The 13,680-nt window shown below is 58.5% G+C and carries 9 protein-coding genes; all 9 read right to left on the bottom strand.

Annotated elements, in window-relative coordinates; all coding sequences use genetic code 11:
* Positions 1-147: 147 nt before the first annotated feature.
* The 9 genes from IFT80_RS02865 to IFT80_RS02825 all read right to left on the bottom strand — a co-directional run bounded on the left by IFT80_RS02865 (position 148) and on the right by IFT80_RS02825 (position 13,664).
* Positions 148-2,109 (bottom strand): hypothetical protein, encoded by a 1,962-nt coding sequence (locus IFT80_RS02865; RefSeq protein ID WP_192136704.1) that lies wholly within the window; start codon positions 2,107-2,109, stop codon positions 148-150.
* Positions 2,110-2,240: 131 nt separating this feature from the next.
* Entirely contained in the window at positions 2,241-4,166 is a 1,926-nt protein-coding gene (locus IFT80_RS02860) for a hypothetical protein (protein ID WP_192136703.1), read from the bottom strand.
* Positions 4,167-4,279: 113 nt separating this feature from the next.
* Positions 4,280-5,581 carry an NAD(P)/FAD-dependent oxidoreductase gene (locus IFT80_RS02855; RefSeq protein WP_185793498.1) on the bottom strand — a complete coding sequence of 434 codons (1,302 nt, stop codon included), beginning with the start codon at positions 5,579-5,581 and terminating at the stop codon, positions 4,280-4,282.
* Between the two features lie 30 nt (positions 5,582-5,611).
* Positions 5,612-6,619, bottom strand: a complete 1,008-nt coding sequence (locus IFT80_RS02850; RefSeq protein ID WP_185793499.1) for a lysylphosphatidylglycerol synthase transmembrane domain-containing protein — start codon at positions 6,617-6,619, stop codon at positions 5,612-5,614.
* A gap of 8 nt (positions 6,620-6,627) precedes the next feature.
* A complete protein-coding gene (gene rfbF / locus IFT80_RS02845) occupies positions 6,628-7,395 on the bottom strand; it encodes a glucose-1-phosphate cytidylyltransferase (RefSeq protein ID WP_122714167.1) in 768 nt (255 codons plus the stop codon).
* Positions 7,396-7,405: 10 nt separating this feature from the next.
* On the bottom strand, positions 7,406-8,374 hold the full coding sequence (locus IFT80_RS02840; protein ID WP_197975698.1) for a glycosyltransferase family 2 protein: 969 nt from the start codon (positions 8,372-8,374) through the stop codon (positions 7,406-7,408).
* A 20-nt stretch (positions 8,375-8,394) separates the two neighbouring features.
* Complete coding sequence (locus IFT80_RS02835; protein WP_192136702.1) at positions 8,395-9,207, bottom strand: NAD-dependent epimerase/dehydratase family protein; 813 nt, start codon at positions 9,205-9,207, stop codon at positions 8,395-8,397.
* On the bottom strand, positions 9,204-10,286 hold the full coding sequence (rfbG, locus tag IFT80_RS02830) for a CDP-glucose 4,6-dehydratase (protein WP_185793502.1): 1,083 nt from the start codon (positions 10,284-10,286) through the stop codon (positions 9,204-9,206). Before rfbG ends, IFT80_RS02835 begins: the two co-directional genes overlap by 4 nt.
* 219 nt (positions 10,287-10,505) lie before the next feature.
* Positions 10,506-13,664 (bottom strand): glycosyltransferase, encoded by a 3,159-nt coding sequence (locus IFT80_RS02825; protein WP_192136701.1) that lies wholly within the window; start codon positions 13,662-13,664, stop codon positions 10,506-10,508.
* Positions 13,665-13,680: the final 16 nt, after the last annotated feature.

Here is a 13,680-nt window from a genome sequence, read left to right as displayed (position 1 = left end):
GATTGGGTGAATCACCTTTGCCGTGGCAAATCCTCGCAAGATTTCATCCGATCTGGCTGATCGGAAAACGCATTTGCAGCCCTGATCGCGTTCTTCGGGCATTTATCATGCATAGCCTAGCGTCAACGCTAGGCTATGCATCTTTCCTTAAGGCAACAGCTCAACTCCTCGCAACCCTACGCCCAGCCGCCGGGGATCATCCGACAGCCCTCGCTCAAGCGCTGACTTCGCATTCTCTACATGCACATCCAGTGTCAGGATCGGGGTTTTGCAGCTATCCACCTTCACCTTGACCGGGATCAAGCCATCCGCAGGCAAAGCCCCGTCGAACAGAACATTGCCGTCTTGGCTGATCTGTACAGGTTGATCTGCAAAGCTTTCGACGTGCAGGCTCAGGCTGAGGCTCTCTTTCCCTGCATAGGGTTGCGCCGGGTTGCACGGCAATACCAGCGTAGCGTTCGCGCTCGACCACCGTCCCCACGGCTCTGTAGCAAACCAGCCATCACCTATCATGGGTGAGCCGGTGCCATTGGTGCCTACCTGATAGCTACCGGGGGCAATTATGAATGCGGCAGAAGCGAGTTGGTCTTTGCTGAGTTGGACATACTGGTCTTCGGTAACTCCCGCGAAGTCGGTCTCTACCAGATTCTCCAGCTTTTTGAGGTCTAGGGTGCATAACGACGGTGCTGTGACCATGCGCTCGCGTTGGCCTGCGAAGACGAACAGCTTGTGGCAGTCAGGCCCAAGTACCGCACGCGGCTTCAACACCTTGATGGCTTCGCCATACCCGGAGTAGCGTTCGGTGAACACTTCGGCTGGCGGGTAGTAAATGCCTGGGACGTTGGTCTGAATGACGTTGGACAACCACGAAGGAGACGAATATTGCTCGGGCTTGACGGGATTGTTTTGCTGTATGCCATAGATCCCTAGAGCCAGTAGCACCAAGGTCCACAGCGCTGTCATGACGCGCCCGAAGGGTAGGCAGCGTGCGACGAAATAGACAACCGGGAAGAATGCCGGCAGGTACCACAGCGAGTAGCGGGCGACACCCGGGGTGCCTGCGGAGTTGAGGTTTATGGTCGATGAATGAGCATAGAAGTTGATGAGGAAGAAGGCGCCCAGGAAAACATAGAAGGCCCTGTCGCCACCCTCCCCGGCTCTGGGTTTCGCCCATTTCAACAGCGCCACAGCGGTCAGGATGAGGAACACACCTACCGGCCAGTTCGGCAACAGGCCCAGGTCCGGATCGAGGATCCAGATATAGAACGTCGACAGATTACTGCCTAAGGAAGCGCCACCGGCGAGCAGTTGCGGTGTGATCACACCGAATCTCAGGAAGTAGTAGACCGGGTGCGCCATTACGGCAAAGGCGGTGCCGACTACCAGACACACTTCGAATAGGGTGAAACGTTGCGTGCGCAACAGCACGAAGCGATAGGCGAACGGAATGAACGCTACCAGCGCGAAACTCGGGTTTTGCGTGGCGGCAATACCGATGGCCAACGCACCCGCCAGGTACAGCCTGGAAAAGACGAACATGATGCCCATCAAGGTCAGACAGTAGGTCAGCACTTCTGTGTGAACCTTGTCTGTGAACCAAAGCATGGGAGAGAAAAGCGTAAGCACCGTGAAGACGCCGATGCCGCGCTTTCCATACAACCGGTAAGCGGTCATACCGGTAATGCATAGCAAGAGCCAGTGCAGCGCCAGGAACGCTTGGTGGGGCACAAGAACCAGCCCTACGAGGCTTACTGCCTTGCTGACGACAAAGGCCAGGAAGCTGTAGAACCAGAAGTGGTTGAAATCAGCCATGTCACTAAGTTGGAGTGCAGGAAACGCGGTCTGCAGCCACTCCAGCGTGACCAGATCGGCGATGCCGTGTTCCGAATAGAGCTGCTGGTAGGAGGCGAACGATGCGGGGTTCATCCAAGGCCGCAGCGTATCGCGCCAGGCCAGGTACATGGCGTAGTACTCCGAGCCATCACCCACGCGCACGGGCGCCAGGCGGCTCAACAGCAAATAGAGGAACAGCAGGGCCAGGCAAATGCCTACGTAGACGCCCATATGACGTTGTTGCGGCTGGTGAAGTACGGTTTTCGTGTCACGCATAAAGTCGACTTCCGTGCATGCTTACCGCTGGGGCTGTCAGGCCGGCAGCGGCGGGTTGGAAATGTTTAAGGCGATACCCCGTTCTATCTCGCCCACGATGGATGTCGGCAGGAGTTGGCGAAGGACTGCTGTTACTCAAACGTCAATTCCTTAACCGAGAAGCTCAATTCTCGAGTGTCTTCACTCAATCCCAGTGCCTTGGGTGAGATGGCGTCGGGCGCGTCGAACTCGACCACGTAGCCACGCTCGGTGGGTGCCGGGATTGCAACCTGAATGGGTTCTACCAGGCCTTCATAGAGAAACTCTCCTTCATACACGCGCTGGCCATTGACCTTGATCAACAGTCTTTGTCGCGGATGAGCGGCGCTCAGGAAAGGCGTGATTTTTACCTTCAGTGTATTGGGAGCAACGCTGGGTCGAAGCCAAGTAAAGCGTCCGCGTGGGGTCTGCATCCAGCGCCCGTGTGCCTCTGGAACGCTGAAACCGTCGATGCTGCCCACAGGCAATGTGCTGTCGGAGGTGAAATCGAAGGAGGTCTGCTGCTTTTCAACCTCTTGCGCCAACGTCGCCAGGCACGCGGCCGAGTTGACTACCAGTAGACGGTTGCTGTTGCGCCGGCACTGGGGGCTGTCATAACGGGGAGTACCGGGCGCGGTGATGACATTGTCGTACTTGCTGAAATCGGTAATGGCGTGGGTGTAGAAGATTTCAGGTGTGGCGTACTTGCGTGAGGTACGAGCGATCGCCAAGGTAAACATGTAGTCGAAGGTCGGCTCCTTGCTCAGACCTATCACCACATCCTGCTTGGGCGACACTGCCGGTATGTACTGGCTGGCCAGCAAGCCGGTCATGCTTTTTTCGAGCTGTACGAGCTCGGACACGTCGAAATCACTCTTGCGCGGCGTGGCGTTGGTTGCGATACAGAAGAACAGTACGGCCGCGCTGGGTGCAAACAGCCAACCCGGCAACTGCAACGCTCGGATTCGGGGCCGACGCAGGACCAGAGCGCCCAAGCCGACACTGGCAAGCACCAACAATTGCGTCAGCAGCCCGTTTCCGTACTTCTTGACTGCGTAATCGGAGCCATAGCCAAACTGCGCCAGAACCATCTGCAACAGGCAGAGCGTGGCCATGGCCATGCCTAGCGCCGACAGGTACTTGAGCACGGGCCAGGCGTACTGGCCATGTGGTCGCAAGTAGGCCCACGCGGCCGTAATGGACATCGCCATTACAGCCAGGCAAACGGTGATCAAACCCACCGGGTAGCTGATTCGATCAAAGCCCAGGCCGCCGTTGTTATCCGCGATCTGGCGCATGGCAGCGAATGCCGGATTGATCAGTACGCCAGCCAACGCACAGGCCGGGACGATGAGTGCGGGCAGCAGCCAGACCCTCAGTCGCGGGTCCGAACGGCGAACCTTGATGCCATCCACAAGTAACACAAAACCAAGCACACCCAGCAGCTCAAGGGTGGGCAACAGGTGTATGCCGGTGTTGATGAAGATGCCCATGACCAGCACGAAGTAGGCGCACCAGCGGCCGGCCTTGCGCTCGGACAGCAGACCGATCGCGATTACCAGCATGGTCACGCTTTGCGCCATCAACTGAGAGAAGAAGTAGTTGTCGACCAGCTCTGCGCCGTGCACTTCCAGGTGGAAGACCCGCTTGTTGAGAAATGAGAGCACGGCAAGACAGACGATGCTCGCAACCGCCAACGCACGCGGCAGCGTGCCCAGCAGGTAGACGTAGCAAAACCAGATCAGGAAAAGTGAAAGCAGCGCGGTCAGGTGCAAGCCGAGCAACGGCGAACCCACTATGAAGCCTGCGACCGCAGCCACGATGTGGCTCAGCCGAGGGTAGAAATTCATCTCGCCCATGGAGGGATCGGTGGGATTACCGAGGTTGAATTGCTCGCCTATCCTGAACACCAGTACGTAGTGGTGGGCCAGGTCAACGGCATGCCCCCACAGCGCGTCGATGTTGAGCGCTACCAATAGCGCCAAAGCCACGAACATCAAACAGACCATCAGCTTTGACGGCACATTTCCTGCGTGCATTTGCTTCTCCAAGATGAGCGTACCCATCATCCTTTATGGGACCCTTCAAAAACGGCTCCGGGCGTCTGCACTGGTCAGACACCCGGAGATTTACCCTACCTGTGCAACCGTATTTACAGCCGCTTGGCGATGGCTCGGCCTTCGCGAATGGCGTAGTTGGTACCACGGTCTTCCGGATAGATCTGCGCCATGGTCGAGATCAAGGCATTGTCGTACGGCGTCGACGCGTCTGGCACGTACTGCGAGTAGTTACGCTCGGTCACCGGCTGTGCGTATTCGGAGCGCCATACCTTGTAGTCGACTACCCAGTCCTTCTCGAACTTGGGGAACATACGCTTGAGGTGGCCCAAGGCGAAGTCCAGGTACTGTTCGTCGTTATAGCCCCACACCGGATCCTGGGTTGCCAGGTAGCGCGACAGGTAGGCGATGTGCGTGCCCTTGTAGTTTTCAGGGGTGTCGAAGTTGGTGTGCTCGATCACGCCCACGAACGGGAAGCCCGGGTCGTTGACGTTCAGCCAGTAGGTATCGGACAGGCTGTGCTTCAAACGCAGCACCAGGCACATGTTGCCCAGGTACTTGACGCGGCGCAGCTTGGCCAGCCACTGGTCGTCGGCCTTGCCTTCGAACAGGTCGGCGATCAATGGGAACGACGGCGTGAACAGGAACTTCTTGCCGGCGATCTCGCCCTTGTCAGTGGTCACGGCGGTGATCTGCTTGCCTTCGGTGACCAGGCCCTGGACCTTGGTATTCAGGGTCACTTCGCCGCCGTGCTCGCGAATGGCCGAGACCAGCGCTTCGGCCAGACGGCCGAAACCGCCCTTGAAGTAGGCCAGTTCTTCGCCGCCCTTGTCGTTACGGGTGCTGCCGCGCAGTACCAGCTTCTTCCACATCCACACGGCGTTGACCGCTTCGGCGTAGACGGAGAACTTGGAGTCGATCAACGGCTCCCAGACCACCTTGTACACCGACTTGCCGCACATGCCTTCCAGCCATTCACGAATGCTCAGGTGCTCGATGGACTTCCAGTCCTTGATCTTGCGCACTTGGAACACCAGCAGGCCCAGGCGAATACGGTCGACGAAGGACAGTGCCTTGAAGCGCAGCAGGTCCAGCGGCGTGGAGAGTTTCCACATGCGGCCGTTGAAGTACATGCCGGTACGGGTCGGCAGCAGAATCACGTCGCCTTCCAGACCCAGTTCCTTGACCAGCTCAGGTACGAACACGTCGTTGTTGAACCAGTGGTGGTAGAACTTCTCTACGCGCACGCCATCGTCGAATTCGAAAATACCGGCCAGGCCGCCAGGGGTGGAGTCCGCTTCGATGACTTGTACGCTCTTGCCTTGCTTGGCCAGCACATACGCTGCGGTGAGGCCGGTGAAACCGCCCCCTACAATCACTACGTCGTAGTTATTCATTGATGATTACCAGAATGGATAGGGTCTTGATCACTTGCGGGCGGCCTTGAACAGAGCCGGCCGGGACCAGATGGCCAGAGCACCGACGATGGTGGTCGGCAGCCAAAGCGCCAGGTGTACGATCACGGCGTAACTGCCCGCTTGCGCGGAGGTACCGCCGATCAGGGAAACTGCGGTGAATGCCGCGAGGTGGAACGGACCTACATAACCGGGTGAAGACGGCGCAAGCGTGGACAGCGTGGTGATCGCCATGACCAGCAGAGCCATCAACGGCGTCGCCTCGAGGCCAAGACCTTGCAGGGCGAAATAGAACAGGCCCGCCTCGCCCATCCAGACCAGTACCGACAACAGCAGCATCGAGCCCAGCACGCGCGGGCGCGACATCACGTCGAAGCTTTCGAACAGGCCAGCGATGGTGCGGAAGATCTGCTGCAGTTTGGCCGAGCCCCTGCTCGCTTCAGTGCCGCCGCCCAGCTTGTTGAACAAGCGCGCGAAACTGCCGGAGAAGAAGAAGCCTACGGCCAGGGCGATACCACCCAGCAATGCCAGCACCACTGCGCTTTCGCGCAATGCAGGCGGGACTTGCAGCGTCTGAATGGCAAGCACGCCCAAGGCGAGACAGGCCAGCAGTGTGACCAAATCGATCAGGCGTTCGACCACCAGGCTGGTCGCCGCTGCAGTTTTCGTCACGCCCATGGCGCTCGGAAATACCAGCGCACGAACCACGTCACCCAGACGCAGCGGCAGCACATTGTTGAGCGCAATCGCACCCAGGAACGGTGCGGCGCAATTCTTGAAGCTGACCTTGCTGCCCGTAGCCGAAAGCATCACTGACCAGCGGAAGATCCGCACGCAGTAGCCGAACGCCAGGGACAGCACACCCAGAATCAGGTAATGCCATTCGAACTGCTTGAGGGCGTCAACTACTTCGGAGAACTTCACCAGACGGAAAATCGCCGCCAGACAGATGAGCGTGATGCCGCCCCCTATTAGGTGCTTGATCCAACGCCTTTCTTTTACCGCTGTCGCTTGAGTCATGTGTTTGCTCAGATTCGCCACGGGGCTTTGTTGGCGGCCCACAGGGCTTCGAGCTCGCGCTTGTCACGCAGCGTGTCGCAAGGCTGCCAGAAACCTGTGTGGTGGAAGGCAGACAGTTGTCCGTCCTTGGCCAGGTTTGTCAGCGGCTCGCGCTCCCAGGAAATGCTGTCGCCATCGATGTACTTGATGACTTCGGGCTCAAGGACGAAGAAGCCGCCGTTGATCCAGCCAATCTCGTCGCTTGGTTTTTCTTCGAAGCTCGACACGGCATTGTGGGCGTCGATGTTCAGTACGCCGAAACGACCAGGGGGCTGGACCGCAGCAACGGTGGCCAACTTGCCGTGCTGACGGTGAAACTCTACTTCGGCACTGATGTTGATGTCGGACAGGCCGTCACCGTAGGTCAGGCAGAACGTTTCGTTGTTCAAATAGGGAGCAACGCGCTTGAGACGGCCACCGGTCATGGTTTCAGGGCCGGTGTCGACAAGCGTGATTTTCCAGTCTTCGGCCTGGCTGTTGAGGATCTGCGTATCGCCGGTTGACAGGTCGATGGTCATGTCCGACATGTGGCGGTAGTAGTTGAAGAAGAACTCCTTGATGACATAGCCCTTGTAGCCCAGGCAGATGACGAAGTCCTTGATGCCGTGATTGGCGTACGAACGCATGATGTGCCACAGCAGCGGCTTGCCGCCGATCTCGACCATCGGTTTTGGCTTGGTGTCCGACTCTTCTGCGATGCGAGTACCCAGGCCACCGGCCAGAATGACAGCTTTCATATTACGCTCCTTATAATTTGAGATCGGAGGGATCGAAATTGAGACTTTGCTGGATCACCGCGACAGGGTCAGCGCGCAGGACCAGATAGATACGCAGAATGTATTCGCCGATGATACCCAGCAGGAATGAATTCAAGCCAATACCGAACAACACCAGGATGTGAATGCTGGCAAGACCAGGCGGCAGCTCAGGGTGGAATAACCTGAGTATCACGTAATAGAGTGCGCCGATCAGGCTCGCTGCGAGGATCAGGCTGCCGACGAAGGAAGCGGCTCGCAGCGGCACGGTCGAATGGTTGAACACCGCCGTCAGACCCAAGCGAACCAGACGGTTGACGTTGAACTTGCTCTCACCAGCCACCCGCGCGTCGCGGTCATAGGCGATGCCAGTCTGGTTGAAACCTATACCTGCGATCATGCCCCGCAGGTACGGGTTGGCGGTCTTGGTCTTGAGCAGTACGTTGACTACCTTGCGGTCGATCAGGCGAAAATCGCCGACATCGCGAGGGATGGGATGCTCGCTGACCTTGTCGATTGCCCAGTAGCCCACGCGGCGAAAGTTGTTCAGCAACCAGCTTTCCGGGCGCTTGCGGCGCACGCCATAGACGACGTCGAAACCTTCCTGCCAGCGTTCGAAGAACGCTTCCAGCAATTCGGGCGGGTCTTGAAGATCGGCATCGATCTGCATGACGGCATCACCGCTGGTATGCATGTAGTTAGCGAGAATCGAACGCTGGAAACCGTAGTTCTTGGAAAACCGGATGGCACGAACCCGCGGGTCGGTTGCGGCCAGCTCGGTGAGCATGTCCCAGGTTGCGTCATCGGAGTGGTTGTCAGAGAAAACGAATTCCAAGTCGCAACGACTTTCCATCTTCGTGCCCAGTGCAACCAGGCGCTTGTAGAGGTTTGCGAGATTGCCCGACTCGTTGAGGACCGGAATCGATATCGAAACCAAAGGCTTTTTGTTTGATTCAAGCATGTGCGTATCGGAACCTTGCATTAACCATTCATCCTTGACTTCATGTATTCAACGACCGCTGGCAGCGTGTCTCTGAACGAATGGGTCTTGAGTGACTCAGGGACGCTGAAGACCCTGTCGAAATTATCCTGCGCAGGTTCCGGTACGGCGCCTACCTGCAGAAGATGAGTCTTGCCCTGGGATTCGAAGACGGCCTGCGCGAGGCTGCGCAGGGTTACCGGCTGGCCATGGGCCAGGTCTACCGGACCGATAACGTCGCTCGACACCAAAGCCTTGATGGCCCGCGCGTCATCTTCCACATGGTGATATTCACGCAGCTGCTTGCCCAAAGTCATCGCAAAGGCGGTATCACTGCGCAGCGCAGTCAATATCTGCCCCAGGAACATGAACGAGCTCGGCTCGCCCTCACCGTATTGCGTGTGGATGCGTACATGCGTCGCCCTCGCACCCGCCGCGTTGGCCTGCTCCACGAATTCGCCGAGCCTGACCTTGCTCTTGACATAGCGATTGTCGGTCAGGCCATGTTCCATGGCCGTACCGAACGTGACGACTTTCGTTCCGAGAGCTTCAATGCCTTCGATCACCGTGCGCGGCAGGTGATAGTTGACTGCCAGCAACGCTTCGTCGCTCAGGCGCGGGTCCAGCAGACCCGAACAGACGTAGATAACCGAAGGTGCAGATTTGACTTGGGAAAAGTACGACCTGACAGCGTCGGCACCTGCTGTTGGCCAAGCCTCATAATCCGCCCTGGCGAGGCAGACGAACTCGGTCGGCTCGTAGAGCGCAGACAAAGCCTGACCCAACCTGCCCCGTCCGCCCAGGATATAGATCACTCCTGGATGCCCGCGCGCCATTCGTTGACCTGGGCCAACGTGATCTCGCGGGCTTTTTCTGGATTGGCGTAGAAATCGCGATACCAGATGGCTGTCTGCCGAACGACTTCCTCGGTATCCCACACGGGAATCCAGTTCAGCTGGTTTCGCGCGATGGAGCTGTCCAGCGCCAGCGAGCCCGCCTCGGGCAGTGGGTTGTCCATGTACTTGAGGTCGGGGCGCTGCCAGTGCTCGCTCATGAGTTCCAGAACGCTTCTGACCGAGTACTGCTTGAGTTCCTGAGGACCGAGGTTCCAGGCCTTGGCGACGCGCTGCGGGTTATCTGATGCCAGTTCACCGAGGATCACCAGATAACCATGTACCAGCGCCAGGACGTGCTGCCATGGGCGAGTCGCGTCCGGGTAGCGCAGGGTCATCGGCTGACCTTCGATAGCGGCGCGGACGAAGTCAGGCACCAGGCGATCTTCCGACCAGTCGCCACCTCCGATGATGTTACCGCCGCGGGCGGTGGCAATCGCCGGCCCCTGCCCTTCGGAGAAAGGATAGGAAGCCGCATAGCTCTGAATGATCATTTCAGCTGCAGCTTTAGAGGCGCTGTACGGATCCTTGCCACCCAGCGGGTCGTTTTCGCGGTAGGGCCAGGCCCACTCGTTGTTCTTGTAGACCTTGTCAGTGGTGATGCACAGCACACCACGCACGCTTTTGACCAGGCGTGCCGCTTCCAGCACATGAGCGGTGCCCTGGGCATTGACGAGGAACGTCTGAACCGGCTCGCGATAGGATTTGCGCACCAAGGGCTGGGCGGCCAGGTGGAGAATCAATTCAGGCTGAAAGGCTTCGACGGCCTTGTGCAATGATTCGAAATCACAGATGTCGCCCAGCGTACTGTCGACGTCCTGATCCAGACCCATTTGCTCATAGAGCGAAGGGGATGTATCAGGAGCCAGAGAATAACCGGCAACTTTCGCACCGATAGATGTCAACCAAAGGCATGCCCAACTTCCGGTAAAACCGGTGTGTCCCGTTACAAGAATTTTCTTGCCAACAAGTTGGTTTTCGATCTTCAGGCTGGATGTCATCACACGTGCACCGTCAATGGTTTAGTTCGGTCCTGACCCACGAACGGGAGAACGCATATAGCCGCCAATAATACCTTGGAAACAGCCATTTGGGTATCACAGGGGCCGGCCGATAGCCGCCCCGGCGCCCTGCCATTGCCCCGGTCATTGGCTATGAACGCCACCAGGGCAATGCTTTGAAGGACTGCAAGGGGCGACATCAGCGCCCCCTTTGACACCTCAGCATTCCTGCCGAGTGCGCTCCGTTTCCTGCGCGGTATCGAGCGCGGCATCGGCATGGGCGATCGTCGACGGCGCTGTCTGTTCGATACCGAACAGCGCTTTCTTCAATTGCTCCGCACTTTGCTTCCAGGTCAGCCACGGCATCTCGTCGGAAGGAATGGTGTTGCCCTCGGCATCGTTGCGGACCCACTGGTGCACGGCATCGGCCAAGGCCCGCGGCGTATCCCCTTCGAAGAAGGCGGCATGTTCACCTGCTACCTCACGGAACACTGGCAGCGCGCGCGCGAGGATCGGCAACTCGTGCTGGGCGGCCTCGATCAATGGCAGACCGAACCCCTCTCCTTCCGAAGCGGCAAGCAGGCACGACGAAGACTCGTACAGCTTCTCGAGGTATTCGTCGCTGATGCCTTCCAGCCAGAACAGGCGCTTGTTCAGCTGTGGATGCTTGCGCAGACTGGCCGCAAGCTTCTCGACCATCCAACCTTCCTTTCCGACGAAGACCAAGTTCAGCTCCTCGCCCTCGCCCCACAACAGGTCGAATGCCGCCAGCGTTTGGGCGTAACCCTTGCGCGGCTCGATGGTGCCTACCGAAAGGAAGCTCGGTGCACTGCGCAGGCGTGCGAGAATCTCGGCTGCCCCGTCCGGCATACCGCTGCTGGGCACCGACGAGTTCAGGTCGGCGCCCAGGTGGAACCAACTGGTTTCCAGGCGTTTGTGATCCGGACGCGGGGCGCCGTGTACAGCCAGCCAATACTGAAGGTCGTGAGCAACGGCCGCAGAAATGCACAGGGCAGAATCGGCTTGGGTGATTTCATACAGCCACTGGGCATGGGCATCCTTGGTACCTGGCGGGAAGTGCTCCTCGAACAGGATGGGGATCAGGTCGTAGACAACGAACGACGTTCTTACACCCCGCTCGCGCATACGAGCAAAGACCTTGGCCTTGCCGCCTTCCACGGTATACGAGCCGCAGAAATCCAGGCCTAGGAACTGCTCTCCAGGCTGCATGTCGACCGGGTCATCGCGCAGCCATTCGTTGGCGCAGCCCATGAGCGTCATCATGAAGCTGCGCGCGTAGCGCCAGTGCCATGCACCACCCACGTTACTCAGCAGCACAGGCTCGAACAGGTAGCCTGGCGGCGGCGACTCGATCAGTGCCAGCAGTAACGCGCGTACCACGCGCTGAATGCCGGTGCGCAAATCAACGCGCGCCATGGCAGATACATCGACATAGATACGACGCAGGCCGATGGTCGGTGGCTGGTTGAGCGCGATGCACTTGGAGGTTTCAAGGATATCGACGTTGGCTTCGTCGCTGGCGACGACGTTGGCCACCGACGCGACGAAGGTCTTGTAGCGGCTGTGTTCTTCGTAGTGAGCTTCGATTCGCTCCATGTACAGCTTGGCGCACTGTGCTGGGGCGTGATCGGCATGCACAAAGGCGGCAGCCCGGTCGCCCAACTTACGGCAGAACTGGGGGTGACCGCGCAGTTGCTCAAGGGCATCGGTCAACTGGCTGTCGCTGAACTGGTCAGGCAGTTTGATCAATACGTCATCGGGCAGATCTGCCATTGCGCCGTTCGCGTTGACTATCGTACCTAAGCCGTAGTTGAAGCAATCAAGCACGGCCGCCGATGTTTCGCCGCGTGACAGCTCACGTAGCTGCACGCCCACGTCCGCCGCAGCCAGATACAGCTCGTAGGTCGAGTTGTCGGTCCAGCCGACGATATTCACGCCTGAAGCTTGCCTGCGCGCCTTGAGCTGTTTCTCGATGGCCTGGCCGTAATCGGACGCTTCGTTCTGACCTACGAAGAACAGCTTGCACTTGCGGTCCTGGCTCAAAACCGCAGAATCTTCCCACGCCGTGAGCAAGCGATGGTTGAGTTTGGTTTTGCCCATGAAACCGAAGGTGCACACCACGAAGTCGTCGGGCCTTAAGCCCAGTGCCTTACGTGCTCTGGCCCGGTCGGGTGCAGCCGCAGGAACACGCAGCAGAGGAATCATGGAGCAGTGTTCCGAGTTGCCATACCAGTGCCGCGCCAGCGACAGTGAGTATTCGGAATGCACGATCACGCCAAGCGCCTTGCTGAGCACACCCAGGCTGCCCGGATAGCGGGGAAGCGTGTCATGCACGCCGTCCTCGAAGAAGTCCGCTACCGCCTTGTAACCATGGCCTTGATACAGCTCCTGTACCCATGCGCCGGGTTTGAGCCCATGAGCCTGGCGATACCAATGCACGTTGCCCAAATAGAAATCGTGCAACACCACGATGCCTGGAATGTCCTCGAGCAACTCGAACATGAAGGCATGCATCGGGTTGTTGCCTAGGTGATAGATAACCCGCTGATAACTTGTGGCATTTTCCCGGAACCAATCAACGGTGCGCAGTGTGCAGTTGTCGAGCACCCACGCGTCGGTTACTTCCAGATGGCCCGTCACCACGTCGATATCATAGTAAGCGCTGAGCTCGGGAAGCAGCTCGGCGCTGTACCCGGCAATGCCACTTTTCTGTGGTGGCAAAGGCGAAACATAAGCCAGGCGATGACGCAACGCCGGCTTCTCCAATGGGGGAACGCCACTTCGCTCCAACAGCGCGAGCACTGTCAACGCGTCGCTACGCAGGTCCTCTTCGTTGAAGTCGGTAGCCGAATCGGTGGTCAGCGAAATGATCCGCCCGATAGGTATGTCCAACGCCTGGCTGACGGTTCCAGCTTCCAGCGGGCGCAGCAGCAAGATGCTGTGAGTCTGATCTTCCCGTTCGAACTGATGCACCCACTGCGGGCGCGGCACGCCATCTTCGAACTCGCTCGCGCTTTCGACGATCACGCCGATCGACATACCGCTGGGCAACGCACTTATTAGCGACGCAGCTTCAATGCTGGTAGTGGCGCATGGGTGGGACAGCAGCAACAGGTCCGGCTCGAGATTGGCCAGGAAGGTTTCCCGCACCAACTCGGCTACCTTGGCGCGCCCGCCGTTTTCGCCATGCTGCAGGTCAATAGGCCCAGGCGCCGACCAGACACGAATGTTCTCGCTGGGTAATACACCGTGAAACTTCGCACGAATGGCTTCGATGGTCCCGTCGAGCAGGCTGCTCAGGGCCACGAATATTTCGTGCTCTCCGCAATTTTCGACCAGGCTTTCTACAAGGTCCATGACGTAGCAAGGCGAC

This window comes from Pseudomonas sp. CFBP 8771, assembly GCF_014841695.1.
GTDB lineage: Bacteria > Pseudomonadota > Gammaproteobacteria > Pseudomonadales > Pseudomonadaceae > Aquipseudomonas > Aquipseudomonas baltica.
The sequence above is the reverse complement of the archived record's forward strand: the minus strand, read 5'-3'. Positions and strand labels throughout refer to the sequence as shown.

Coding starts and splice junctions, on each gene's coding strand:
- IFT80_RS02865 (WP_192136704.1), bottom strand. CDS start 2,109: ATGCGTGACACGAAAACCGTACTTCACCAGCCGCAACAACGTCATATG.
- IFT80_RS02860 (WP_192136703.1), bottom strand. CDS start 4,166: ATGCACGCAGGAAATGTGCCGTCAAAGCTGATGGTCTGTTTGATGTTC.
- IFT80_RS02855 (WP_185793498.1), bottom strand. CDS start 5,581: ATGAATAACTACGACGTAGTGATTGTAGGGGGCGGTTTCACCGGCCTC.
- IFT80_RS02850 (WP_185793499.1), bottom strand. CDS start 6,619: ATGACTCAAGCGACAGCGGTAAAAGAAAGGCGTTGGATCAAGCACCTA.
- rfbF (WP_122714167.1), bottom strand. CDS start 7,395: ATGAAAGCTGTCATTCTGGCCGGTGGCCTGGGTACTCGCATCGCAGAA.
- IFT80_RS02840 (WP_197975698.1), bottom strand. CDS start 8,374: ATGCTTGAATCAAACAAAAAGCCTTTGGTTTCGATATCGATTCCGGTC.
- rfbG (WP_185793502.1), bottom strand. CDS start 10,286: ATGACATCCAGCCTGAAGATCGAAAACCAACTTGTTGGCAAGAAAATT.
- IFT80_RS02825 (WP_192136701.1), bottom strand. CDS start 13,664: ATGGACCTTGTAGAAAGCCTGGTCGAAAATTGCGGAGAGCACGAAATA.